The following is a 24,889-nucleotide window of genomic DNA, read 5'->3' as shown; positions in this document are numbered from 1 at the left end:
CCCATAACGTTCATTTTTTCTCTTTTATTTGGTAAGAACAACTACAATCGCCCTCGCACATGTTTGCTAGCGTTTTCACATCTGCGTTCGTAAATAAACGCTTATACATCTCTTTTTCATCTTTACATACTTGCGGAAATCTCTCTGCAATTTCTTTTAACGGACAGTTTTGTTTTTCAATTACGAAAGATTTCTCTCCATCTCTCTTTATTTGAACCATATAACCATTTTTCTCTTGCATAGCTGCTATCTCTTGCACTTTATATGCTAAATTCTTTTGATTACTCACTCGCTTTTGCAACTGTTCTTCCATACGCTTCGTTCTTTCTTTTAAAACATATTGAAGTATTTTTTCATCGCCCATCCGAGCTAAATCTTCTAGCATATCAATCGCAAATTGCTTATACTCTTTCGGGAATGTATCTTCTCCCTTTTCACTTAATCCATACAAATAAGTTGGTCTTCCGACATGTTGCCTTACCATCTTAGAATAAATGAGTCCATCTTTCTCAAGATTACTTAAATGTCTTCTGATTGCCATTTCTGTAATCTCTAAAACGTCAGCTAGTTCCGCTACTGTGTGCTCTCCCTTTACTTTCAACAATTGTACAATCTCGTCTTTCGTAGTACGTGCTTCCCCCATACTTCACCCTTCTCCCTTTTCTTTCTCACATACAATATAAGATCCCCAAAAGGCATTCTCTGGGGATCTTATAAGCATAATTATTCTGGTACAAATGCAGATACAGGTCCTAATTCCTTTTCTAAATAACTGCGAATATTTGCTGGGTATTTTTCTACCACTGCAATATGTTTTTGAATCGTCTTATATAATTCATCATGATTCATTTGAATATAATCTTGCGTAAGCATTTTTCGAAGAAGGATAATTTCTTTCATCCCTTGTCCATCTTCTTCACTTATCACTCGCTCATCCATTAAAATATCAATAATATCTTCATAGCTTCCTGGATCGCGCATAATAAATCCATCAATCATCGCATTTCCTACATCTAATACAGTATCAATAATAAGATGGGCTATGCGCTCTAATGCGTAAAATTCAAACTCGGTTTCATATATCTTTTTCTCTTGAAATGTACTTGTTGCTCGTTCTAAACATACTAGCATTTGTTCTATTTTCTTTCTGTCTACAAAATACATGAATGTCACCTACCTGGAAATTAAAGCATTTACATTTTAATTGTAACGCTTTCTTCTGAAAAAATCGACAATTTTTCGAATTCACCTTTTCTCCGTTATTTGTTATAGTTATATTTGTATGATTTTTGAAATTGGAGGAATGAAATCTTGGAACGTGAACTCGCACTAGAAATTGTCCGTGTAACAGAAGCAGCAGCATTAGCATCCGCACAGTGGATGGGCCGCGGAAAGAAGAACGAAGCAGATGATGCAGCAACTACAGCAATGCGTGATATGTTTGATTCAGTAAACATGGCAGGTACAGTTGTAATCGGTGAAGGAGAACTTGATGAAGCACCGATGTTGTATATTGGTGAAGAACTAGGAACAGGTAACGGTCCAGAAGTAGACATCGCCGTTGACCCATTAGAAGGTACAAACATCGTTGCAAAAGGTCTTGCAAATGCAATGGCAGTTATTGCAATCGCAGACAAAGGGAACCTTCTTCATGCTCCTGATATGTACATGGAAAAAATCGCGGTTGGTCCAAAAGCAGCTGGTAAAATTAGCTTAGATGATCCAATTGAAAAAACAATTGAAATTGTAGCAGAAGCTAACAATAAAAAGATTCGTGATCTAACAGTTATCGTTCAAGAACGTGAGCGTCATCAAGATATTATTGACCGTGTTCGTGCAAAAGGTGCACGCGTAAAATTATTTGGTGACGGTGATGTTGGTGCGTCAATCGCAACAGCACTACCTGGAACGGGTATCGACTTATTCGTAGGTATTGGCGGAGCTCCAGAAGGTGTTATTTCTGCAGCAGCATTAAAGTGCCTTGAAGGTGAAATGCAAGCTCGCTTAGTTCCAATGAACGAAGAAGAAGAAGCTCGTTGTCGTGAAATGGGATTAGAAGATCCTCGTCAACTTCTTATGTTAGACGATTTAGTATCTGGTGATGATGCAATCTTCTCAGCAACAGGTGTATCTGCTGGTGAGTTATTAGACGGCGTGAAATTCCTAGGCGGAGATTTAGCTGAAACATACTCTATCGTAATGCGTTACAAAACAAGAACAGTACGATTCATTAAAACGCATCACCATTTAGATCATAAGCCACACTTAAACTTAGATATTTAATAAAAGGAGCCATGTGTATGGAAGAACGTTTCTTTCTGTACGACGACACTGTCGCTACAAAAACTCGTTTCGTTAGCTTTATGGGAGAAAATGAGCGTCATGATTTAGCGCTTTTATATTCCGATCGTCATTACGGTAAAACAATTGTACTTGATATGCAAAGTAATAAATTTGCAATTATCGGTGCTGACGATTTAAACGAACCAGGCTACTTAGAGCACGCATTTTCTATGACTGAAGAAATTGCAGAAGAGTTTCGCTCATTTTTATTTGAACTTATATAATTTATCGTATGCACCAGCTATTTTAGCTGGTGTTTTTCCGTTATAAGAGTTTCGAATTTTCAATCTTTTATGTTATAATTAAGAATAAATCTATTTGGATAGAAAGGACGTTATCTACGTATGCCAACATTTACTTTGTAATGGACCAGCAATTGGATAGCATTACTCTCAAAAAAGCACCACGCTTTTTCAAGGGAGTAGTCTGCCCATTCCCATTACAAAGGAACGTATTGCATCTGTAGTATGATGTTTACGGAGGTTCCTCTTTGGGGAACCTCCTTTTATTTTTGTCTTTTTCTCATGTCTTCATACTACAAGACATCCAAATAGCTGTATTACGTTTCTTTGCCACTACTATAAGAGGTGAAGGAAAATGCAGAAAGTACAACTTTCTTGGAGTTTATATGAAAATCAGCAACACACAATCGAAAAATATTGTAAAAATTGCGGACGTACTACCCTATTTACTGATACGAATATTCGTAGGCATAACGCCAATGGAAAAAACATATACCGCTTTGCTATTTATAAATGTCCGAAAGATCATACGTGGAATCAAAAACTGCGTATTTATAAATCATTTACTGATCACGTTGAAACGATCGATATGACCCAGCAAGATCAAGCCGAAACAACTACTACTATTTCCATTATGCAACATAAAGAAAACGGCATAGCCGAAATCACGCTTGTATTAGACCTCATTTTCGGTTCCCACCGCATCGATAAAGCCTTATCCACATATATTTCTGACTGGAGCCGTACACTCATTGTGGATAAAATTAAAAATGGGGATATTCAATTGAACGGACAACAAATGAAGCCAAATACAATACTTTCTGAAGGCGATTATATCTCGATTTGTTTATAAGCGAGCATATGCAAAAAATCCTCTTACAATCGTAAGAGGATTTTTTTATTTCTTCGCTTTTCTTAATACGAAGTGTGCACAACCGAAGTTACAGTACTCGTATAAATACTCCGTTAACGTACTAATTTTCGTATCATATGTCGCACGTTGGTTACTATCATCAAAGAATCCGCGCAATCTAAGTTGCTCATATCCCCAGTCCCCAACGATATAATCATATTTATTTAAAATTTCTGCATAGCGCTCTTTAAATGCTTCTTCACTAAAACCGTCACGAAAGTTTTTAATTACTTCGTACTGAACATTATTAATGCTCACCGTAGCATGAATCTCTTGCTCTTGCTTTTGCTCCATCATTAACTTCCTCTCTAAGCATTCTTCTTTTTATCGTATCACAAAGCATACCAACCAACAATTTCAAATACAAAAAATTGAAAATTAGTGCATGCTATGGAGAAGGAGGTGATACATCGTGAAAAAACAAATTTTACTTTCCCTTCTCACTATTTCCTTATTTGCAGGGTGCCAATCAGCGAACAAAGCTGAAATGGAACGTGAAGAAGGAAGCCGTGTTCTTGTTTCCAATAAAAACGACATGTATCATACGGAAAATACAAATACAAGACTCACAAGAGTCGGTTATTCTTCTAAACAAAAGCATGAAGTATCTAACAAACAAGTAGGGGCCATTAATCGCGAGAAAGTCGCTGAAATGATTACAAGCATGACCGTCAAACTTCCTGACGTTACAAACGCTGCTACACTCGTTACCGATGATGAAGTATTTGTTGTATATCGTGCAAACACAACGGATCCAAAACTTGTAGCGGATCAAGTATATAGAGCTGCCTTGTCCATCGTCCCTCGCTATTATAAAGCATATGTATCAACAGACCAAAAGTTGATTTCCCAAATTCAAGGCCTTCAATCTGGCGCATTAAATGATACAGAATATACGCAAAGCCTCGATATGCTAAAACGTGAAATGAGTAAAAATCCTCATTTGAACAATACGGGAGATCAGGCCTTGAATGATATGATTAAAAAGTAAAACAGGTGGAGAAAATCTCCACCTGTTTTACTTTTTATTACGATCCGCATAAACTTCCATCGCATCACACATAAACTGCGCTAACCCCTCGCCAAACTTATCGATATTTTTCGTGAAGCGCTCATCAGCGACATACATTTGACCGAGTCCCTTAAAAGCGTCTAATGAATAGTGACTAAAGTTTTGCAAGTAATCGTACCATACTTTGATTGCTCCCTGCGCCTCTTTAGAATCTGGTGCACCGTGTCTCAGTACCGCTAAATTTCTATAAATAGTATTAAACTCTTCTTGGTTCTCTTTTGACATACCTTTTGCATATTCGTTCGCTTTATCTACAGCTGCGTCTCCCCATTTTTCACGTGCTTCTTCTTCATATGGGTTATGGCTGAAATCGAATCCTTCAAACTTCTCTTTGTTCGTCATTTCAATCTCTCCTTTTGTATGCTGAATTGTTTTATCAATCGTCGCAATCACCTTATCTAATCTGGTACGCTTTTCAAGAAGCATTTTCTTATGAAGCTGTAGTGCCTCTTCGCGATCAAATGATGGACTCATGATAATCTCTTTAATTTTTTTCAAAGGGAAGCCTAGTTCTTTAAAAAACAAAATTTGCTGCAATGTCTCTAAATTCTCATTGGAATACAGACGATATCCAGACTCTGTCGTCTCGTCTGGGGTTAACAACCCAATTTCATCGTAATGATGCAGTGTGCGCACACTAATTCCAACTAAATCAGCTACTTCTTTTACTCTCATTGTCATTTGTATCTCCCCCTTAGTACATACGATAAAGTATGACGCAACGTTAGAGTCAATAAGTAAATTCATTTTCTTTCTAAAAGTTTCATCTCTCCCGTATTTCATGCATAATAGATATGTACATATATTAGAAAGCGGTGAAAGTATGGTTTCAAATACTGTAATTGCCAGCATCATATTTCAACTCATTGTCTCGATTCTGGTCCCAATTATTGTACTCGTTTATTTCCGTAAAAAATATAATATTAATTGGAAAGTGGTCGGCATTGGTGTTCTTATCTTTATCGGATTTACCCAAATTCTTGAAACACCATTCCACCTATTTATGCGCGGTAATCCAACAATCGCTCCATTTTTAGAAAATCCGTTTGCCTTCGCAATTTATGGCGGATTGACTGCTGGTATTTTTGAAGAATTAGGACGCTTCGTTGCCTTCTTCTTCTTACTAAAAAAATATCTAGAATATAAAGATGGCTTCGCTTATGGAATTGGTCACGGCGGAATTGAATCTATTTTAATTGGCGGTTTTTCTGCATTACAAGCATTAATCTTTGCTAATTCTATTAACGATGGTAGCTTCGCTCAACTGATTGAACAAAAACCCGAACTCAGCATTTTACAAGACATGTTAATTCAGCAACCTGCCTACTTATACTTCCTTGGTAGCGTAGAAAGAATTATGGCACTCGTGCTTCAAATCGCCTTTACAATGCTTGTTTTATACGCAGTAAAACAGAAGAAATATATCTTCCTAGTATACGCTATACTATTCCACGCATTTGTAGACTTCTTTGCGGCACTTTACCAAACAAAGACAATCAATATCTTTGTTGCCGAAGGAATTACACTTCTCTGTACAATTGGTGCTGTCGTTCTTATTCGCAAAATGAAAGAGAAATTAATGAGTGTACCAGAGTAAAAAAATAACCCACCGGTTGGTGGGTTATTTTTTATAAGGACTATCACAATGATGATAACTTTTACCCTCCTTTAGCTCCCTCTTTGTTTCTGCATCTATAACGATGTACTTATGAAACTCTTCTACTTCATTTTGAGTAAAAGAAGCGAAAAAATAAACTTGGCGATCAGGGTGAACAAAAAAATCTTGAAGCACCACTCTACTTCGACAACCGACAGCTGTTTTTTTTAGGAAAGAAAATTCTTCATCAGGCACTTCTTTAAATAAGATTTTTTTCCGAACACTATATGCTGCATTTTTATATTCTTTATAGATTTTCTTATCTAACTGTTTATAAAAAACATCCTCACTCACAAATGACTTATTTCGATTGCTTGGATAATTTAGTTTTTGGTTGGATTCTGCATATGTTGTGGACAATTGCGTAAGAAAACAAATAATGAATATGATACATATCATTTTTTTCATCATTGTACCTCAATTTTTTATTATCCACATTACTTTTCCACATATTTAAATCCATATGCCGTTTCCAATAAAAAGGAATTATTTCCACATTTGTCGAAGTATATAGCGTCAACTTGAAAGATGGGGATGAATTATGAAGAAAATTATTGTAATACGACATTGTTCAGCAACTGGGCAAAAACGTGATGCTGAATTAACGACCGATGGGAAAGATCAAGCAAATAACCTTGCTACATTCCTCTTAGAAAATCATCTACAAATCGATCATATTATTTCAAGCCCATTTGTCCGAGCTATCGATTCCATTCGGCCCTATGCGCTCCAAGCTAGCTTATCTATCCAAGAAGATGAACGATTAACTGAACGCATATTGAGCAACTTTCCAATGGATGATTGGATGCAAAAACTAGAATCCACTTTTACGAACATAGATATTGCCTTTTCAGGCGGAGAGTCAACAAAACAAGCAACAGACCGTGCCATATCGCTTATTCAAGACGTTTTACAATTAAACCATACGACAACACTACTTGTTACACACGGCAATTTACTTACACTCATTTTAAAGCATTTTGATCATACGATTGGCTTTAATGAATGGAGAGCTTTAACGAATCCTGATATTTACGAAATTACAATCGACGAACAATGTATCATAACACGCTTATGGAAAGCATCGTCCAAGTAATATCCCTTTCAAAAACATTCAGTTGACGCCACGAGAAGAGACTGTTCTAACAATAGAAAGGGGTATTATTTCATATGTACGAAGACGTACTTGCTCTACTACATAAAACAAATGTTTCTTATGAAAAGTTCGAACACGAACCGGTACTCGATTATGAGACAGATCGGATTGTACGTGAAAGACTTGGCTTACAAGGTACTCCAAGTAAAAGCTTATTTTTAAAATCAACATCTGGAAATTTTTACGTGTTTTTTACGTTAGAAGGAACTCGGCTTAACCGAGGAGAGATGAAAGAAATAACTGGAGAACGCTTATCGCTCTGTTCTCCTGATGAACTAAGAATGAAAACTGGCTGTACTCCAGGATGTGTAGCTCCTTTTGGTTATTCACAAGATGTAACAATTATTGTGGACAGTTCCGTTTATGCGTACGATAAAATTTTAATTACACCTGGTGTTCCTGAATTTACAATTGAATTATCCACAGAAGAATTAAAAAAGATTTTATTAACATGTCCAAATACCGTTTTAGAGTACAAACAAAAAGAGAGCTAATCGTTAGCTCTCTTTTTTCATTATTTAGCTTCTGCTGTTTTTTCTTTTGCAGAACGTACTTGCTCGTCCGCATGGTAAGAAGAACGCACAAGTGGGCCAGCTTCACAGTGGCTAAATCCTTTGCTAAGTGCAATTTCTTTAAGCTCTGCAAATTCTGCTGGTGGATAATATTTAATAACTGGTAAATGCTTCTTAGATGGTTGTAGATATTGTCCAAGAGTTAAAATATCCACATTGTTTGCACGTAAGTCATCCATTGCTTCAATTAAATCTTCTCTTGTTTCACCTAAGCCGACCATAATGCTCGATTTAGTTGGAATATCAGGCTGCATTTCTTTTGCTCGACGTAAAAACTCTAATGAACGGTCATATTTTGCTCTAGCGCGAACTCGGTTAGATAATCGACGTACTGTTTCAATGTTATGGTTTAAAATATCTGGTTTTGCATCCATTAACATTTTTAAGTTTTCTTCTACCCCAGCCATATCAGATGGTAATACTTCGATAGACGTGAATGGGTTTTTACGACGTACTGCTCGTACTGTTTCAGCAAAAACAGCTGCTCCGCCGTCCTTTAAATCATCACGTGCAACCGCTGTTATAACAACGTGCTTTAAGCCCATTTGTACTACTGAATCTGCTACGCGTTCTGGTTCTTGTAAATCAAGCTCAGTTGGTAAGCCTGTTTTAACCGCACAAAAACGACAAGCGCGTGTACAAACCGCACCTAAAATCATAAATGTTGCTGTTTTTCTTACAGCCCAGCATTCATGAATATTCGGACATTTTGCCTCTTCACAAACGGTATGAAGATTCTTAGAACGCATCATTTTCTTTAAGCCTGTATAGTTTTCATTCGTGTTTAACTTAATTTTCAACCATTCGGGCTTGCGCTTATATTCTGTTTGTTTTGTCATGGTTATCAACTCCGCACAATATGAAATAGTTTACCGTGTTCGCTTCTTTCAATGTAACATATCTATTCTAACGTATGAAAGCGATTTGCTCAAATGAAGATTCTAAGATTTTTTCCAATCGTTCCCTATAATGAAATACTCCGTATATCCCACACTAAAAAGAGTGATGTTGTGAAAGGAGTCTATTTCATGCTTCGAAAAATTTCTCTTTTGCTTTCTATTTGTTTTCTTCTCCACCAAAACATCGCCTACGGTGAAGATAATCAGCAAAGCATATACGAAAAGCGCATGGTACTATATAAAGAAACCGAGCAGTCTTCAGGCATTCCATGGTATTACTTAGCTGCAATGGATCAATATGAAAGAAATATACGGAGCGTAAGAAAAGATATTCCAAAAAAACCAGATGCCATCATTTCCCTTTATTTCAAACCAGAAATATGGGCTGGACCTGTTAATAGTAACGACACTCTCCCCCATACAATTTCTCTATTTGGCGGAATAGGTTTAGATGGTGACAAAGATGGATTTGCAAATGCAAATAGCGACCGTGATCTTCTGCATACCGCAGCGACTATTTTAAGGAAACAAGGAACGTCAGAAGACCGTATTAAAATTATGCTTTGGGAATATTATAGACGTGCAAAAACAGTTGATTTAATTAGCGAATACGCCCAAATTTATAAACATTATGGACGTATTAATTTAGAAGGAAATGCTTTTCCTCTTCCGATTCGTAGTGACCATAGCTACCGTAGTACTTTCGGTGCTGGAAGAAGTTTTGGGGGCAGACGAGTTCATGAAGGAACCGATATTTTTGCCGGATATGGCGTGCCAGTAAGATCGACTTGCTATGGCATTATTGAAACGAAAGGTTGGAACCGCCTTGGTGGATGGCGCATTGGTATTCGCGACCTTCATAACAATTACCATTATTACGCTCATTTAGGCGGGTTCTCAAAAGAAATACAGCTTGGACAAATTGTTGAGCCCGGAAAAGTAATCGGGTTTGTTGGTAGCACTGGCTATGGCCCCCCTGGTACAGCCGGAAAATTCCCACCCCACTTACATTTTGGCATATATAAAGACAATGGCTATACAGAATGGGCCTTCGATCCATATATGCATTTAAGCCTTTGGGAACGCAAAGAACGAGCAAATACAAAACGATAACCGTAGCGCATTGCTACGGTTATTTTTTATCCAGTAAAAGCCCGATTGATTCAAGTTTCACTTTATATGCAATTAACTATCTGTTTTCTTTTTATCAGGTACAGCAACACTTCCGCTTCCATAATACGTAGGCACTTCCCCTTGAACGATACGCGTCGCAATCGGAACATTTTGTTTCACCGTTATCTCTTTCGTATGAAATGGAATGATTACTTGCAACGTTACTTCCATTTCCATAACAATTTGAATCGCTGTAGTGTTGATCCCGTGCGGCTCAATTTTTTGTTTAATATCTGTATTCACATGCCCAATTGGCGTGAACTGAATCGGAATATCTGGTCCTATATTACCAAGAAGCGCATTATCAGTTACACGCCCAAAAGGAACTGCCATAGTCGCCCCGTTTTTTTCAGAAATACCTAGCTCCTTCAACTTCCCTTGTTCTACTTGCTGCAAATATTTTTCTATGTACGTAGTCGTTGACGTTACGATTTCATTTACTTGCTTTGTATTTAAATTAATTGTGGATACTTTCCCATTTTTATCATTTTGTACTTTCATTAATGAATCGACATCGAATCCTTCATTAATTCGATCCTTTACCGCCTTCGTCATAATTGCAGTCGCCATTTTCTTTGTCTCTACTTCTCCATATTTAATTAAGGTCGGCTGAATACTATTATTCACAATCCACAGCCCTTGCGTAAGTAATATAACAAAAAGAATAAACGACATAAGCAGTATATACCGAAAGGCAATAGGTCCCTTTCGAAACCGCGAGTTTTTCGAGCGAAATATACTCATAAAAAAACCTCCTTCTTATATCATTTCTATGCAAGAAGGAGGGACGATATATGCTTATCTCATTTTTAATAATGCTTCTTTTCCAATCGTTCCTGCTGGAATGCCTAATGCTTCAGCTCCAGTCGTTACCGATTCTAGTGGCGCTTCAAGAAGTTGTTCAATCGTTCTTACACCAACCGCACGGCCAGCAATAATTCCTCGATCACCTAACTTCTCATTTAAAAGACCTACATCTAATGCACCACACATAATATATCCTTTATCGCTCATTACAGCTAGCAAATTCGTCTTTGGAAGTTTGACGCTAACTGCAATAAACGTATAATTATCAATTATAATTGGCTCCACATTAACCATAGTTCACACTCCTCTCTTTCTTATCTGTATGACAAGAGAAAAATGAGTGTTACAAGTTAACTAGCCTATAGTTTAACGGAAGATGTATAAGTTATTAACATATCTGTTAACACATCTCTAAGTAGTTCTGGCATATAATATTGTTTGCTAGAAAGTGTGGATAGCTCTGGGTATAAGTATCCAAACGTAAACATATCAATTGTTCCTACTGTATATATACGGTCTAACTCCAGCGATTCGCCGTTAATCAATACATCTTCTAATAAAATTTTATTCCCAGGAATCGTATCTGGAATTACTTCTACACCAGCGTAAATCATTTTCCCCATCACTTTCCCCCGAAATCCGAATCCTTTCACCTCAAGGTTCTCCATATTCGGTTTACGTGCTTTCAAAATAACTTCTCTTAATATCTTTCCTGGAACTTTCAAAGCACACGGATTAATTGGATGTGGACAAATTCTGTGAATATCTCCGCGCGTTACAACACCCTCTTCTAATCCTTCAAGAAGTACACCAGCATTCACCATTCCAATTTCTGCACTGCACCATGTTTTCAGCGCACTTGCTAACATATGAGAAAACGGCGTCTCATGAAACCAATCAACCGGTAATGACTCTTTTAAATGAACGACAGGCTCTGCCATTATATGCTTACTTTCTTCCTGCAGTATTTCAATTGTGGATAACGGCTCGCTATAAGCCCCTAACCGTTCCGTCTTAATTGCTCTACCGTCTTTTTTCAGTAGTTTCTTCGTCTCTATATCCACAGTAAGCTGTACGTGACCAACGTAACGCCCCCACTTTTCACAACAACAAAGTAACGTATTATTCATAAGAACGCCACGCTCAAATAAATGATGCGTATGTGCCCCTAAAATAACATCTATATCATAATGCTCTGCCATATACTCATCCATGCTTTTTCCAAGATGAGAAAGGACAACTGTAATATGAGCCTCATCTCGCACTTCTTCTAAAATAGACTCTAAATGGATAAGCGGATCTTCAATATGCCAATCGAGCATATGATAAAACTCTGGATAAGCTACCGTTAACCCGATAAAGGCAATCGTAATCCCATCTGTCGTTGTATGTAATTTATAAGGCTTTGCCCACTCCGGACGTACACCTTCTTTTTCAAATAAATTCGCGACAAGCACTTCAAATCCAGCCTCATCATATAGACGATTCAAATGCTCCTTCGCTAACGTAATTCCTTCATTATTTCCGATCGTTACATAATCATATAACGCCTCATTTAAAAGCTTCGTATTGCCAAGTCCATTCGTAGCTTCCGAAATACTATGAAAACGATCCACATGATCGCCGATATCAACCGTCAAAACGGTCTCTCCCGCTTCCTGTCTTCGCTTTTTCTCTCCCTGTACAAACCGAGAAATTTGCGGCCAATTTTCAAAATGACTATGTATATCGTTTGTATGATAAAGGTGGATGATTGTTTCCTTATTTATATTCAGAGAAAAAACCTCCTCTCAGTTCCTTACTGCCATTTACGCTATGCGCACACAATAATCCTGTAAATACTTTTCGTCTTTTCTTGCTATTTTACATTGTACTCGCATTGTGAGAAAAAGCAAAAGATTGCCCTTTTTTATATGAGAAACTTTTGCTAATGCAGGAAAGAATTCCAGATAGTGGAAGGAGGGGTGGATTTGTCAAAAAGTTTAATATAAAATTCAGTGGTTGATTGTTCAAGTGGATTTGTCAGTCTCTTTGTCTTAAACCTAGTCGTTCTCTGTTCTTATAAAATGTTTGGGGTATGTGAGAATTTTCTTTTGTCTTATCTTGTCGACAAATCGATATTCCTTGTCGAAACGTTGATATATTGAAATAATCGTTGATATATTCCCGTTTATGATCGATATATTTGAAAAATCGTTGATATATTTAGCTGAACACCCACCCGGGTATCCTCTCCCAAGCCAAGACAAATCCGCAAAACAAAAAAGCGCCCTGCACAGCAGGGCGCTTTCTTCATACATATATTATCCAGTTCTAGCGGCTAGAATGTTCGGTGGCTTCACTTCTTCCTATGAGGCAAAAAGCGCCTCTACGTCAGAAGCTCCATCCCCCTCACATTCTGAACGAGCCGCTTCCACTTTAAATATTGTCCAGCTTTGCCTCCTAAACCCTCATGTCTAAGAACCTTCCGCACGAGAAGATAAAAAGCATCTTCTGTGCGAAAGAACCTTAGCCAACGGGTCTGAACAGTCGGCTCCGCATTTCTATTTAACCAATAGAACCTTCCATCTCAAACTTGATCAGGCGGTTCATTTCAACTGCGTATTCCATTGGAAGTTCGCGTGTGAATGGCTCGATGAAGCCCATTACGATCATTTCTGTAGCTTCTTGCTCAGAAATACCGCGGCTCATTAGGTAGAATAATTGTTCTTCTGATACTTTCGATACTTTCGCTTCATGCTCAAGTGAAACGTAATCGTTTTTGATTTCGTTGTAAGGAATTGTATCAGATGTAGATTGGTTATCCATGATTAACGTGTCACACTCGATGTTAGAGCGAGAGTTTTTCGCTTTTGGTCCGAAGTGTACGATACCACGGTAAGTTACTTTACCACCATGCTTCGCAATCGATTTAGAAACGATTGTTGAAGACGTGTTTGGTGCTAAGTGAATCATTTTCGCACCAGCATCTTGGTGTTGGCCTTTACCAGCAATCGCGATTGATAATGTTAAACCACGAGCGCCTTCGCCTTTTAAGATAACTGCTGGGTATTTCATCGTTAATTTAGATCCGATGTTACCATCAATCCATTCCATCGTCGCGTTTTCTTCACAAACCGCACGTTTTGTAACTAGGTTGTATACGTTGTTCGCCCAGTTTTGGATTGTTGTATAACGGCAATACGCATCTTTTTTAATGATGATTTCTACTACCGCACTGTGAAGTGAGTTAGTAGTGTAAACAGGTGCTGTACAACCTTCTACGTAGTGTACGTGTGCACCTTCGTCTACGATGATAAGCGTACGCTCGAATTGTCCCATATTTTCAGAGTTAATACGGAAATACGCTTGAAGTGGTGTATCAACTTTAATACCTTTTGGAACGTAGATGAATGATCCACCAGACCAAACTGCAGAGTTTAATGCAGAGAATTTGTTGTCTGTTGGTGGGATTACTTTTCCGAAATGCTCACGGAAAATATCTTCGTTCTCTTTTAATGCGCTATCTGTATCTTTGAAGACGATTCCTAGAGCTTCTAGGTCTTCTTTCATGTTGTGGTATACAACTTCAGATTCGTACTGTGCAGATACACCAGCTAAATATTTTTGCTCAGCTTCTGGAATACCTAATTTATCAAATGTTGCTTTAATTTCATCAGGTACTTCATCCCAAGACTTCTCAGATTTCTCAGATGGTTTTACGTAGTACGTAATTTCATCGAAATCTAAGTCATTTAAGTCGCCGCCCCATTGTGGCATTGGCATTTCATAGAACTTATCCAGTGATTTTAAACGGAAGTCTAACATCCACTGTGGTTCTTCTTTCATACGTGAAATCTCTTCAACGATCTCTTTTGTTAAACCGCGTCCAGCACGGAAAATCGAAACGTCTTTGTCTTTGAAACCATATTTGTAATCGCCGATATCTGGCAGTTGCTTCGCCATGTTGGTGTGTCCCTCCTTAGATAACCTCATTTTTAGGAACCTTTAACATTACTTACCTTCGTTTAAGCCCTTTTCTAACGCTTTCCACGCTAATGTTGCACATTTAATACGTGCAGGGAACTTGCATACGCCTTGTAATGCTTCAATATCTCCTAAATCGATGCTGTCATCGTACTCTTTTCCTAGCATCATGTCAGAGAAAATTTTCGAAAGCTGAAGTGCTTCTTCAATTTTCTTACCTTTTACTGCTTGTGTCATCATTGAAGCTGAAGACATTGAGATTGAACATCCTTCGCCTTCAAACTTCGCCTCTTGCACAATACCTTCTTCTACTTTCATCGTAAGTTGAATACGATCGCCGCAAGTTGGATTGTTCAAGTTAACAGTAACACTATCTTCTAACACGCCATTGTTACGAGGATTCTTATAATGATCCATAATAACTTGACGATATAACGTATCTAAATTATTAAATGACATTTGTGAAATACTCCTTTGTCTTGATTAGCGATTCAACAAATGTATCAATTTCTTCTTTTGTATTATATAAATAGAAGCTCGCACGTGCTGTTGAAGAAGCTTTTAGCCACTTCATAAGCGGTTGTGCACAGTGATGTCCTGCGCGAACTGCAATGCCTTCTACATCTAATACAGTCGCTACATCGTGAGGATGTACGTCTTCAATATTAAATGTAACAAGACCAGCGCGATGCTTTGGACCATAAATTGTAACGCCATCTACTTCTGATAGTCTTTCTAAAGCGTATTGCGCTAATTCATGTTCATGCTTTTCAATATTATCAAGACCGATTTCTTCTAGGAAATCAATTGCCGCACCAAGTCCGATTGCATTACCGATAATCGGTGTACCTGCTTCAAACTTCCACGGAAGCTCTTTCCAAGTAGATTCTTGTAAATCTACGAAATCAATCATTTCACCGCCAAATTCAATTGGCTCCATATTGTTCAGCAATTCTTTTTTACCATATAATACACCGATGCCTGTAGGTCCGCACATCTTATGAGCAGATAATGCGTAGAAATCACAGTTTAAATCTTGTACATCTACTTTCATGTGAGGTGTACTTTGTGCACCGTCAACGACCATAATTGCGCCATTTTCGTGTGCGATTGCTCCGATTTCTTTTACAGGGTTAATCGTTCCAAGCACGTTTGAAACTTGCATAATAGAAACGATTTTTGTATTCGGTGTAACTGTTTGACGAACATCTTCTAAAGAAATTGTACCGTCTGGTTGAAGCGGAAGGTATTTTAAAGTTGCACCAGTTTTCTTCGCAACTTGTTGCCACGGAATGATGTTACTATGGTGCTCCATGTAAGAAATAACGATTTCATCGCCTTCTTTTACATTTTCAAGACCATAGCTAGCCGCTACTGTATTTAATGCAGTTGTCGTTCCGCGCGTGAAAATAATCTCTTCCATTGATTTCGCGTTAATAAACTTGCGAACTTTCTCGCGTGCACCTTCATACGCGTCGGTAGCTTTCGTACCGAGCGTATGAACACCGCGATGCACGTTAGAATTATATTCTTTATAGTAACGTTCTAACGTTTCAATGACTTGAATTGGTTTTTGAGAAGTTGCTGCACTATCGAAATATACAAGTTGTTTGCCGTTCACTTTTTGATCAAGAATTGGAAACTGTTTGCGTATTTCATGAATATTCATTAGCGAACTTTCCTTTCAATTACCTCAACAAGCTGTGCTTTTACTCCTTCAATTGGAAGCTCATTTACTACAGGTGCTAAGAATCCATGGATGACTAAACGTTCTGCTTCGCGTTTTGGAATACCACGGCTCATCAAGTAGTATAATTGGTACGGATCTACGCGGCCTACTGAAGCTGCGTGACCTGCCATTACATCATCTTCGTCGATTAAAAGAATTGGGTTTGCATCCCCACGAGCTTTCTCATCTAACATAAGAACGCGAGAAGATTGTTGTGCGTTTGATTTAGATGCACCGTGTTCAATCTTACCAATCCCGTTAAAGATAGATGTTGCACTATCTTTTTGTACACCGTGTTTTAAAATCCAACCTTCAGAGTGTTTACCGAAGTGAACAACTTTAGTTGTAAAGTTTTGTGTTTGGTTACCACGGCCAATTGTTACTGTTTTCGTATCAGCATATGAACCGTCGCCCATTAAGTTTGTAACGTTCTCGGAAATTGTATTTCCGTCATTCATAAGGCCTAGAGCCCAATCAATGCGGCCGTCGCGTCCAACAACACCGCGGCGGTTAACGTAAGTTGTTACGTCTTTTGCTAATAGATCAACCGCACCAAATTTAACTTGTGCGCCTTGTTCCACGATTACTTCTGCTACGATATTTGCAATACCTTTAGCATTTTCATTTGCAACATAGTTTTCTACATAAGTTGCAGTACTGTTCGCATCAGCTACGAATAATACATGGTTATATACGTTAGCTTCTTCGCCGTCTACTAAGAATACAGCTTGAAGTGGAGTTTCAAGAACAACGTTTTTCGGAACATATACGAATGCACCGCCGTTGATTAATGCAGCATGAAGTGCAGTTAAACGATGCTCGTCTACCTTCACGCCGTCTTTCATTAAATACTTTTGTAATAGTTCAGCATGCTCTGTTGCAGCTGTTACGATGTCTGTAAAAATAACACCTTTTTCTTTTGCTTCGTCTGCTAAAGAAACGAACGCAGTTGTACCAGTACGTTGTACTAATACACTGTTATTTTCATCGATTAAGTTTTTCACTGCTTCTGGAAGCTCTGTTAAAGAACTTACAGGCTCTTGCTTAGCAGCGTCGCCTTTTCCGATAAAGTCCCATTTTTCAATTTTCGTTTTATCAGGCGTTGGCATTGGAAGTTCTGTAGCTTGTGCAAGAGCTTGTAAGCGGAACTCAGTCAACCAAGCAGCTTCGTTTACTTCGCTTGCGCGCTGACGGATTGTTTCTTGATCGAAAGGTAATGTACCGATTGTCATGTTTATGCTCCTCTCTTACGCTTCTTGCTCTGCTGTTTCGTCTTCAATACCTAATTCTTTTTTAATCCAGTCGTAACCTTCAGCTTCTAGACGTTGTGCAAGCTCAGGGCCACCAGATTTAACAATACGACCGTTCATCATAACGTGAACGAAGTCTGGAGTGATGTAGTTTAATAAACGTTGGTAATGCGTAATCATTAGGCAACCGAACTCTTCGCCGCGCATTTGGTTAATACCTTTAGATACAACTTTTAATGCATCGATATCAAGACCTGAGTCGATTTCGTCTAAGATTGCGATTTTTGGCTCAATCATCATTAATTGAAGAATTTCGTTACGTTTTTTCTCTCCACCAGAGAAACCTTCGTTTAAGTAACGTTGTGCCATTTCTGGATCCATTTCTAGGAATTCCATGTTTTTATCTAATGTACGGATAAATTTCATAAGAGAAATTTCATCGCCTTCTTCACGACGTGCGTTAATTGCAGAACGTAAGAAGTCAGCGTTTGTTACTCCGCTAATTTCACTTGGATATTGCATTGCTAGGAATAGACCCGCTTGTGCGCGCTCGTCTACTTCCATTTCTAATACATCTTCACCGTCGATGATGATGCTACCTTCTGTTACTTCATACTTTGGGTGACCCATAATTGCAGAAGATAAAGTTGATTTACCTGTTCCGTTAGGTCCCATAATTGCGTGGATTTCTCCACCTTTTACTTCAAGGTTTACACCCTTTAAAATTTCTTTGCCGTCAATTGATACGTGTAAGTCTTTAACCGTTAATGTAGAACCAGCCATCTCAATACCTCCATTAATCCTATATATACATTTTAAAAATTCCTAAAACGTTCATATTCTCATTTTATTCTCATTCTAATTTTATATCAAATAAAATGATATCGCAAACGACGAAAAAAAGTAACCGTTTTTTCACAAATGTATATAAGTATTTCCTTTTCACCTTTATATGATACACCTTTCTTCTTATTTATATAAAGAAAAAAGGACCGGTAAATTCCCAGTCCTTTCCTTATAATTATTCACTTATCGGAAGTACAGCACCTTTATATTCTTTATTAATAAAGTCTTGAATTTCTTTTGAATGCAATATTTCTACTAATTCTTTAATTTCTTTTTTCTTCTCGTCACCTTTACGAACTGCAATGATGTTTGCATACGGAGAGTCTGATCCTTCAATCGCAATTGCATCCTTCGTTGGATTTAATTTTGCATCAATTGCATAGTTCGAATTAATAAATAAAGCATCTCCCTCATTATTTTCATACAACTTTGGTGACAATCCAGGCTCTACATCTGTTTTAAACTTTAAGTTTTTCGGATTTTCTACAACATCTTTTACTGTCGCTTTAACAACATCTACACCGTCTTTTAATTTAATAACGCCGCCTTTTTGTAACAATGCGAGCATACGGCCACGCTCCGCTACGTTATTACTCATAATAACTGTTCCGCCATCTGGCAATTCTTTTAAACTTTTATATTTCTTAGAATAAATCCCCATTGGCTCTAAATGGATTTTTCCTGCGTTTACAATTTTATATCCCTTTTCTTGAATTTCTTTATCTAAGTAAGGAATGTGTTGGAAGTAGTTCGCATCAATTTCCTTATCCGCTAACGCTTTATTTGGCAGTACATAATCCTGGAACTTTTTAATCTCTAACTTAATGCCTTTTTTCTCTAAGATTGGCTGTGCTTTCTCCAAAATAACAGCGTGCGGCACGTTAGAAGCTCCAACAACAAGCTTATTCTCTTCTTTCCCTCCGCAAGCAGCTAATGTAAATACAGACAGCGCTGTAACAACTGACAATAGAATCTTTCTCATATTATGTCCCCTTCTCCCCTATAGTTATGTAGTTATAAAAAAGGCTGGCATACACCAGCCCTTTTCAGCAATTATTCTTTTACAGGAACAACTGCCCCTTTATATTCTTTATTAATGAAGTCTTCAATTTCTTTAGAATGTAATACTTCTACAAGAGCTTTAATCTCTTTCTTATCTTTATCGCCTTTACGAACAGCTACTATGTTTGCGTACGGTGAATCATTTCCTTCAATTGCAATTGCATCTTTTTCCGGATTTAACTTTGCATCAATTGCATAGTTAGAGTTAATTAAAACAGCGTCGCCTTCTTTATTGTTATACACTTGTGGCAATAAACCAGGCTCGATATCCGTTTTGAATTTTAGATTTTTCGGATTATCTGCAATATCTTTTGGAGTTGCTTTAACTGGATCTACCCCATCTTTAACTTTTAAAATACCTTCTTTTTGTAAAATTGCTAAACCACGTCCATGGTCAGCAACAGAATTACTCATAATAATTGTCGCTCCGTCCGGAAGTTCTTTTAAGCTCTTATATTTTTGAGAATATACACCAATTGGCTCTAAATGAATTTTCCCTGCTACTTCAAAGTCATACTTTTTATCTTTAATTTCTTTTTCTAAATACGGAATGTGCTGGAAGTAGTTTGCATCTAAATCCTTATCCGCTAACGATTTATTTGGCAACACGTAATCTTGGAATTTTTTCACTTCTAATTCAATTCCTTTTTTCTCAAGTAACGGTTTTGCCTTTTCTAAAATTTCAGCGTGCGGTACGTTAGAAGCACCAACAACAAGCTTCTTTTCATCTTTATCTTTCCCGCCACAAGCAGCTAAGCCAAAAATTGAAGTTGAAATAAGTGCCGTAAGTAATAATTTTTTCATTTGAAACATCCTCCCGTTTTTTATTATCGTTTATCTATTCGAGTCGTTAAACTATCACCAATCCACTGAATTAAAAATACAACTAGTAATACACAAATTGTCGCAACGATTGTTACATCGTTATTTCCTCTTTGGAATCCTTCTAAGTAAGCAAGTGTTCCAAGGCCACCAGCACCAACAACTCCCGCCATTGCTGTATATCCTACTAAAGCAATTGTCGTAACCGTAATACCAGATACTAATGCTGGTAACGATTCTGGAATTAACACTTTCAAAATAATTGTGCTTGTTTTTGCTCCCATTGCTTTTGAAGCTTCAATTACACCTTTATCAATTTCGCGAAGTGCGATTTCAACCATTCTCGCGTAGAATGGTGCCGCTCCAATAATTAAAGCCGGCAGCGCTGCACTTGCTCCAAGAATTGTTCCAAGAAGAATCTTTGTGAATGGGATTAATAAAATAATTAAAATGATGAACGGTATAGAACGGAATATATTTACAAATGCTCCAATCACCGTATTAATTGATTTGTTTTCCCATAAATTATCTTTTGCTGTCATGAAGAGTAACAATCCTAAAATTAGTCCTAAAACAAATGTCGCAAGAGCTGCGATTGCCGTCATATATAACGTTTCACCCGTTGCTTCTAACATTTGATTCCAATCAACATTTGCGAGTAACTTATCCATGTGCAATCACCTCCAGCTCTACTTGATCTTGATGAATTCCTTCTATTGCTTGCTGGATCGCTGTTTCCTCACCATTTAAATGAACAACTAAACTACCGTAAGAACCGTTATTCGTTTGTGCGATATTTCCTTGCAAAATGCTAACTTCTATATCACTGCGTTGCATCAATCGTTGAAGCACTGGTCTTTCTACAGCCTCACCGATAAATTGCAAACGAATTACTTTTCCATCTGGATATTTTTCAATTAAACTTTCAATCGTTTCATTTGTATCTTCAGAATCTGTTAACTGCTGTACAAATCGTTTTGTAATATCTTGCTTCGGATTACGGAATACATCAAGTACTGGACCCGTTTCTACAATCTTTCCTCTCTCCATTACCGCCACACGATTACAAATCTTTCGAATCACGTGCATCTCATGTGTAATCAGTACAATCGTTAAACCAAGGCGCTTATTAATGTCTAATAGTAAATCCAAAATTTGATCTGTCGTTTCTGGATCAAGAGCTGACGTTGCTTCATCACATAAAAGTACTTGTGGATTGTTAGCTAATGCTCTTGCAATCCCAACGCGTTGCTTTTGTCCTCCGCTTAGCTGAGATGGGTATGCGTCTCCTCTTCCTTCTAATCCGACAAGATGAATTAATTCATCAACACGTTTTCTTCTCTTCGCTTTATCAACACCTGCAATTTCAAGTGGAAACTCAATATTTTCACGTACAGTTCGTGACCAAAGTAAGTTGAAGTGTTGAAAAATCATTCCGATTTCTTGCCTTGCCTTACGAAGTTCACTTCCTGTAATTGTTGATATAACACGATTCGCAATTGTAATTTGTCCAGAAGTCGGTTTTTCTAACTGGTTAAACAATCTAATTAAAGAACTTTTCCCAGCGCCGCTATATCCGATAACACCAAATATTTCGCCTTTTTCTATTTTTAAATTGGCGTTATCTACAGCAGTGACATCACCGCTTTTTGCTTTATATATTTTCTTTACATTCTCTAATAGAATCATGATGTATCACCCCTTTTTTTGTTTAGGTCGACTCCGCAATTTTTTATGTTTAATGCGTGTAGTCCACCGTTATCACTACTTTTATTGTTTGAATGTCCTCCACATTCAAACAATAAAAAAACCTTTCTGCTTTAGAGAAGCAGAAAGGTTTATGTGCGTATATAACAACATTATCCCTCTCTCTCATCTCTCAAAGCATTTGCTTTGCAGGAATTGGCACCATTTCAACATAAGTTGACGGTTGCCGGGCTTCACAGGGCACAGTCCCTCCACCTCTCTTGATAAGAGAAATCAGATTCAATTTTCGTCTGATTTGTAATTTATGAAATTGTCTATATTTTATGAATTGAATTGTATCAATATCCAAACACCATGTCAACAGAAATTTTCGCAAAAAATGAACCTTCAGAATTTTAAGCACCTACTGACATCGGTTTACATATATGAAACATCGATTCGACTAATAGCATCGTTCGATACGTTCCCGAATATTGTACACGTCCATCGTTCATTAACATTTGCAATCGTACATTTCCATTAACCAATTGTTCTATATCCTTTTCGTCTAAGCAAATGATTTGTTCCGTTCCTCTTTCCTCATGTACCAGCTCTATATAATCTCTTGAAATTTGTAACGAACAACTTTCATCTCCCAAACGAAAATTAACAGTTTTTTCCTCTCGTCTTAAAAGCGGCTCTAAATGATATTGACCATTAGCGTAATTTACAAATGATTGAAGCAAAGAATATAATCTCACCCTAAATCACATCCTTCATATCACTTTCTATTACATACCATTCCCTCTCACTAAAGAGCAATCCTGTTATTTTCGCTCGACAAATACTGTATCCATCCTGCATCTCGACATATTTCCCAAGAAATATGTCGAGGCGGCAAAAATTTTGCCGCCTACTTTAATTCCGTATATAAATATTCAACCGAATGAAATGCGTATATCTTCTTCATCAGTGTCCCATTTTCAAAAACAAGTAAACAAGGTACACTTTCAATCCCATACTCTTTTGCTAAATGTGGAGCATAATTTAAATCTAACATCCCAATTTTCAACTCTTCAATTGTCATCTCAACGACTGTTAACATCTTTTTTGCTAATTGGCATGTTCCACACATTGGAGTATATACATATAACACTGTTTTTTCTTCGTTCTCTATTAGGGATGTAGCTTCGGCTCCTGTCCAATCAATCACTTCTATCATTCCTTACCGTAAATATTCTGTATAAACGTCAATGTCGGCTCCCCATAATACATTTGCTAAGTGTGTAGATGGCGCAGTTGCCACTTCTCGGTACGAGCGATCAATATAGATATGCTCGGCTTGCGGAAATTCTTTTCGAAATTGTTTCCTTAACTTTTCTCCAGCATCATCAGCATCTACTAGCACATACACTTCCTTATCAAAAAACTGATCAACGAGCTCATCCATTTTCGATAAACCAATTGTACCATTTGTACAAACAATTTCCACCGGTTCACGAATAATAGATTCAATCTTTCTTCTATCTGATGTACCTTCTACAATAATGACTTTTTCTACATAAATCATATGTCATCACCCGATCACCATATACTATATAACCTTGAACTTAGTATATAGTATATTCGTTATTTTCATGTTGTTTCCTGTTTATTTTTGCAAAAGAAAAGCGAAACCGACTGTTTAGCCCTGTTGGCTAAGGTTCTTCCGTACAGAAGACGCTTTTTGTCTTCTCGTGCGGAAGGTTCTTAGACATGAAGGGCTAGGAGGTGGAGCTAGACAATGAAAAGCGCAAGCGGCTCGTTCAGAACAGGAGGGCATTGGAACTCCTGAACTAGAGGCGCCTTTTGCCTCAAGTGAAGGAGTGAAATGACCGACTGTTTTAGCCGCTGGAGATGGACAATGAAAAGCGCAAGCGGCTCGTTCAGATTGTGAGGGGGGATGGAGCTTCTGACGTAAAGGCGCTTTTTGCCTTGTAGGAAGAAGCGAAGCCACCGAACAATCTAGCCGCTGGAGATGGACAATGAAAAGCGGAAGCGGCTCGTTTAGATTGTGAGGGGGATGGAGCTTCTGACGTAGAGGCGCTTTTTGCCTTGTAGGAAGAAGCGAAGCCACCGAACAATCTAGTCGCTGGAGCTAGACAACGAAAAGCAAAAACGGCTAAACCTGCATAAAGATTAAACGAAAATTTTTTTCAAAAAACGTTCTCCTACACGATAATTAGTATATGATTCTACATTCATTATTTTACATAAAATAAAAAAGGACAGCACAAAGGCTGTCCTTTAGTCGACTATAATTAGTCTTGGTTTGTCATTTCTGCATATTTTTCTGCAGTTAATAACTTCTCAACTTGGCTTGCATCAGAAAGTTCAACTTTAACCATCCATGCACCCTCGTATGGAGATTCGTTAACAAGTTCTGGTTGGTCACTTAATTCTTCGTTTACTGCTACAACTTTACCGCTTACAGGTGCGTATAACTCAGAAACTGTTTTAACAGATTCTACGCTTCCGAATGGCTCGTCAGCTTCGATTGTTGCACCTACTTCAGGAAGTTCAACGAATACGATATCGCCTAGCTCACCTTGTGCAAAGTGAGTGATACCGATAACAACTTCATTACCTTCAGTTTTTACCCATTCGTGTTCTTCAGAGTAACGTAAATTATTTGGAATGCTCATGACTGTACCT

Annotated in this window: 30 protein-coding genes and 1 riboswitch; of the genes, 8 read left to right on the top strand and 22 right to left on the bottom strand. The window is 37.8% G+C overall.

Annotation, left to right across the window (positions count from 1 at the left end):
- Positions 1-10 precede the first annotated feature (10 nt).
- The gene (locus tag N2V92_RS10045) at positions 11-643 is read right to left on the bottom strand and encodes a helix-turn-helix transcriptional regulator (protein WP_000503340.1); all 633 of its coding nucleotides are present in this window, start codon (positions 641-643) and stop codon (positions 11-13) included.
- An 80-nt stretch (positions 644-723) separates the two neighbouring features.
- Positions 724-1,164, bottom strand: a complete 441-nt coding sequence (locus tag N2V92_RS10040; protein ID WP_000274010.1) for a DUF86 domain-containing protein — start codon at positions 1,162-1,164, stop codon at positions 724-726.
- Between the two features lie 147 nt (positions 1,165-1,311).
- Here N2V92_RS10040 and glpX point away from each other — a divergent pair, with 147 nt between their 5' ends.
- The 3 genes from glpX (at position 1,312) to N2V92_RS10025 (ending at position 3,438) form a co-directional block, all read left to right on the top strand.
- Positions 1,312-2,283 (top strand): class II fructose-bisphosphatase, encoded by a 972-nt coding sequence (gene glpX / locus N2V92_RS10035; RefSeq protein ID WP_000439090.1) that lies wholly within the window; start codon positions 1,312-1,314, stop codon positions 2,281-2,283.
- Positions 2,284-2,300: 17 nt separating this feature from the next.
- Positions 2,301-2,567: a DUF3055 domain-containing protein gene (locus N2V92_RS10030; protein ID WP_042596374.1), complete on the top strand. Its 267-nt coding sequence runs from the start codon at positions 2,301-2,303 to the stop codon at positions 2,565-2,567.
- 373 nt (positions 2,568-2,940) lie between these two features.
- On the top strand, positions 2,941-3,438 hold the full coding sequence (locus N2V92_RS10025; RefSeq protein ID WP_001174583.1) for a hypothetical protein: 498 nt from the start codon (positions 2,941-2,943) through the stop codon (positions 3,436-3,438).
- Between the two features lie 45 nt (positions 3,439-3,483).
- Here the strand turns inward: N2V92_RS10025 and N2V92_RS10020 are convergent, their stop codons facing one another.
- Positions 3,484-3,795 (bottom strand): YutD family protein, encoded by a 312-nt coding sequence (locus N2V92_RS10020; RefSeq protein ID WP_000970507.1) that lies wholly within the window; start codon positions 3,793-3,795, stop codon positions 3,484-3,486.
- A 115-nt stretch (positions 3,796-3,910) separates the two neighbouring features.
- Here N2V92_RS10020 and N2V92_RS10015 point away from each other — a divergent pair, with 115 nt between their 5' ends.
- Positions 3,911-4,489 carry a YhcN/YlaJ family sporulation lipoprotein gene (locus tag N2V92_RS10015; protein WP_000744127.1) on the top strand — a complete coding sequence of 193 codons (579 nt, stop codon included), beginning with the start codon at positions 3,911-3,913 and terminating at the stop codon, positions 4,487-4,489.
- 27 nt (positions 4,490-4,516) lie between these two features.
- On the opposite strand, the gene N2V92_RS10010 is transcribed toward N2V92_RS10015, so the two are convergent.
- Positions 4,517-5,251, bottom strand: a complete 735-nt coding sequence (locus N2V92_RS10010; protein WP_000178782.1) for a MerR family transcriptional regulator — start codon at positions 5,249-5,251, stop codon at positions 4,517-4,519.
- 100 nt (positions 5,252-5,351) lie between these two features.
- Between N2V92_RS10010 and N2V92_RS10005 the strand changes: the two genes are divergently transcribed.
- Complete coding sequence (locus N2V92_RS10005; protein ID WP_002083707.1) at positions 5,352-6,167, top strand: YhfC family intramembrane metalloprotease; 816 nt, start codon at positions 5,352-5,354, stop codon at positions 6,165-6,167.
- Positions 6,168-6,191: 24 nt separating this feature from the next.
- Here the strand turns inward: N2V92_RS10005 and N2V92_RS10000 are convergent, their stop codons facing one another.
- Positions 6,192-6,626 (bottom strand): hypothetical protein, encoded by a 435-nt coding sequence (locus tag N2V92_RS10000; protein WP_057096754.1) that lies wholly within the window; start codon positions 6,624-6,626, stop codon positions 6,192-6,194.
- 142 nt (positions 6,627-6,768) lie between these two features.
- Between N2V92_RS10000 and N2V92_RS09995 the strand changes: the two genes are divergently transcribed.
- Positions 6,769-7,323: a histidine phosphatase family protein gene (locus tag N2V92_RS09995; protein WP_016078135.1), complete on the top strand. Its 555-nt coding sequence runs from the start codon at positions 6,769-6,771 to the stop codon at positions 7,321-7,323.
- 74 nt (positions 7,324-7,397) lie between these two features.
- Positions 7,398-7,877: a YbaK/EbsC family protein gene (locus N2V92_RS09990; RefSeq protein ID WP_000272755.1), complete on the top strand. Its 480-nt coding sequence runs from the start codon at positions 7,398-7,400 to the stop codon at positions 7,875-7,877.
- A gap of 20 nt (positions 7,878-7,897) precedes the next feature.
- Here N2V92_RS09990 and lipA read toward each other — a convergent pair whose 3' ends face one another.
- Complete coding sequence (lipA, locus tag N2V92_RS09985; RefSeq protein WP_000166367.1) at positions 7,898-8,794, bottom strand: lipoyl synthase; 897 nt, start codon at positions 8,792-8,794, stop codon at positions 7,898-7,900.
- A gap of 189 nt (positions 8,795-8,983) precedes the next feature.
- On the opposite strand from lipA, the gene N2V92_RS09980 reads away from it, so the two are divergent.
- Positions 8,984-9,967, top strand: coding sequence for a M23 family metallopeptidase (locus N2V92_RS09980; RefSeq protein ID WP_000944693.1), 984 nt, complete (start codon positions 8,984-8,986; stop codon positions 9,965-9,967).
- Positions 9,968-10,039: 72 nt separating this feature from the next.
- Here N2V92_RS09980 and yunB read toward each other — a convergent pair whose 3' ends face one another.
- The 16 genes from yunB to gcvH all read right to left on the bottom strand — a co-directional run bounded on the left by yunB (position 10,040) and on the right by gcvH (position 24,879).
- Positions 10,040-10,771, bottom strand: coding sequence for a sporulation protein YunB (gene yunB / locus N2V92_RS09975; RefSeq protein ID WP_000021796.1), 732 nt, complete (start codon positions 10,769-10,771; stop codon positions 10,040-10,042).
- A 54-nt stretch (positions 10,772-10,825) separates the two neighbouring features.
- A complete protein-coding gene (locus tag N2V92_RS09970) occupies positions 10,826-11,128 on the bottom strand; it encodes a YunC family protein (protein WP_000248466.1) in 303 nt (100 codons plus the stop codon).
- A 65-nt stretch (positions 11,129-11,193) separates the two neighbouring features.
- On the bottom strand, positions 11,194-12,585 hold the full coding sequence (locus N2V92_RS09965; protein ID WP_080117618.1) for a bifunctional metallophosphatase/5'-nucleotidase: 1,392 nt from the start codon (positions 12,583-12,585) through the stop codon (positions 11,194-11,196).
- A gap of 796 nt (positions 12,586-13,381) precedes the next feature.
- Positions 13,382-14,779 (bottom strand): Fe-S cluster assembly protein SufB, encoded by a 1,398-nt coding sequence (sufB, locus tag N2V92_RS09960; RefSeq protein WP_001118824.1) that lies wholly within the window; start codon positions 14,777-14,779, stop codon positions 13,382-13,384.
- A 48-nt stretch (positions 14,780-14,827) separates the two neighbouring features.
- Positions 14,828-15,259 (bottom strand): Fe-S cluster assembly sulfur transfer protein SufU, encoded by a 432-nt coding sequence (sufU, locus tag N2V92_RS09955; protein ID WP_016078137.1) that lies wholly within the window; start codon positions 15,257-15,259, stop codon positions 14,828-14,830.
- On the bottom strand, positions 15,249-16,469 hold the full coding sequence (sufS, locus tag N2V92_RS09950) for a cysteine desulfurase SufS (protein WP_001020767.1): 1,221 nt from the start codon (positions 16,467-16,469) through the stop codon (positions 15,249-15,251). The genes sufU and sufS overlap by 11 nt, the downstream gene beginning before the upstream one ends.
- On the bottom strand, positions 16,469-17,761 hold the full coding sequence (gene sufD, locus N2V92_RS09945) for a Fe-S cluster assembly protein SufD (protein WP_000152177.1): 1,293 nt from the start codon (positions 17,759-17,761) through the stop codon (positions 16,469-16,471). The genes sufS and sufD overlap by 1 nt, the downstream gene beginning before the upstream one ends.
- A gap of 15 nt (positions 17,762-17,776) precedes the next feature.
- Positions 17,777-18,562, bottom strand: a complete 786-nt coding sequence (gene sufC, locus N2V92_RS09940; protein ID WP_000929162.1) for a Fe-S cluster assembly ATPase SufC — start codon at positions 18,560-18,562, stop codon at positions 17,777-17,779.
- Positions 18,563-18,800: 238 nt separating this feature from the next.
- On the bottom strand, positions 18,801-19,607 hold the full coding sequence (metQ, locus tag N2V92_RS09935) for a methionine ABC transporter substrate-binding lipoprotein MetQ (RefSeq protein ID WP_016078138.1): 807 nt from the start codon (positions 19,605-19,607) through the stop codon (positions 18,801-18,803).
- A 71-nt stretch (positions 19,608-19,678) separates the two neighbouring features.
- A complete protein-coding gene (gene metQ, locus N2V92_RS09930) occupies positions 19,679-20,491 on the bottom strand; it encodes a methionine ABC transporter substrate-binding lipoprotein MetQ (protein WP_000735090.1) in 813 nt (270 codons plus the stop codon).
- A 23-nt stretch (positions 20,492-20,514) separates the two neighbouring features.
- Positions 20,515-21,180, bottom strand: a complete 666-nt coding sequence (locus N2V92_RS09925) for a methionine ABC transporter permease (RefSeq protein WP_000359401.1) — start codon at positions 21,178-21,180, stop codon at positions 20,515-20,517.
- Positions 21,173-22,198 carry a methionine ABC transporter ATP-binding protein gene (locus N2V92_RS09920; RefSeq protein ID WP_016078139.1) on the bottom strand — a complete coding sequence of 342 codons (1,026 nt, stop codon included), beginning with the start codon at positions 22,196-22,198 and terminating at the stop codon, positions 21,173-21,175. The genes N2V92_RS09925 and N2V92_RS09920 overlap by 8 nt, the downstream gene beginning before the upstream one ends.
- Before the next feature lie 180 nt (positions 22,199-22,378).
- A riboswitch (SAM riboswitch) is annotated at positions 22,379-22,486 on the bottom strand.
- A 125-nt stretch (positions 22,487-22,611) separates the two neighbouring features.
- Positions 22,612-22,956, bottom strand: coding sequence for a hypothetical protein (locus tag N2V92_RS09915; RefSeq protein ID WP_001242143.1), 345 nt, complete (start codon positions 22,954-22,956; stop codon positions 22,612-22,614).
- 152 nt (positions 22,957-23,108) lie between these two features.
- Positions 23,109-23,417: a thioredoxin family protein gene (locus N2V92_RS09910; RefSeq protein WP_003280640.1), complete on the bottom strand. Its 309-nt coding sequence runs from the start codon at positions 23,415-23,417 to the stop codon at positions 23,109-23,111.
- Between the two features lie 3 nt (positions 23,418-23,420).
- Complete coding sequence (locus N2V92_RS09905; RefSeq protein WP_000640870.1) at positions 23,421-23,765, bottom strand: toprim domain-containing protein; 345 nt, start codon at positions 23,763-23,765, stop codon at positions 23,421-23,423.
- 730 nt (positions 23,766-24,495) lie between these two features.
- Positions 24,496-24,879, bottom strand: a complete 384-nt coding sequence (gene gcvH, locus N2V92_RS09900) for a glycine cleavage system protein GcvH (protein ID WP_000026896.1) — start codon at positions 24,877-24,879, stop codon at positions 24,496-24,498.
- Positions 24,880-24,889 lie beyond the last annotated feature (10 nt).

Origin of the sequence: Bacillus sp. CH_48 (genome assembly GCF_038008465.1) — a bacterium.
In the GTDB taxonomy this organism is placed as follows: Bacteria; Bacillota; Bacilli; order Bacillales; family Bacillaceae_G; genus Bacillus_A; species Bacillus_A thuringiensis_S.
Note: the sequence above shows the minus strand (reverse complement) of the source record. Positions and strands in the feature narration are given on the sequence as shown.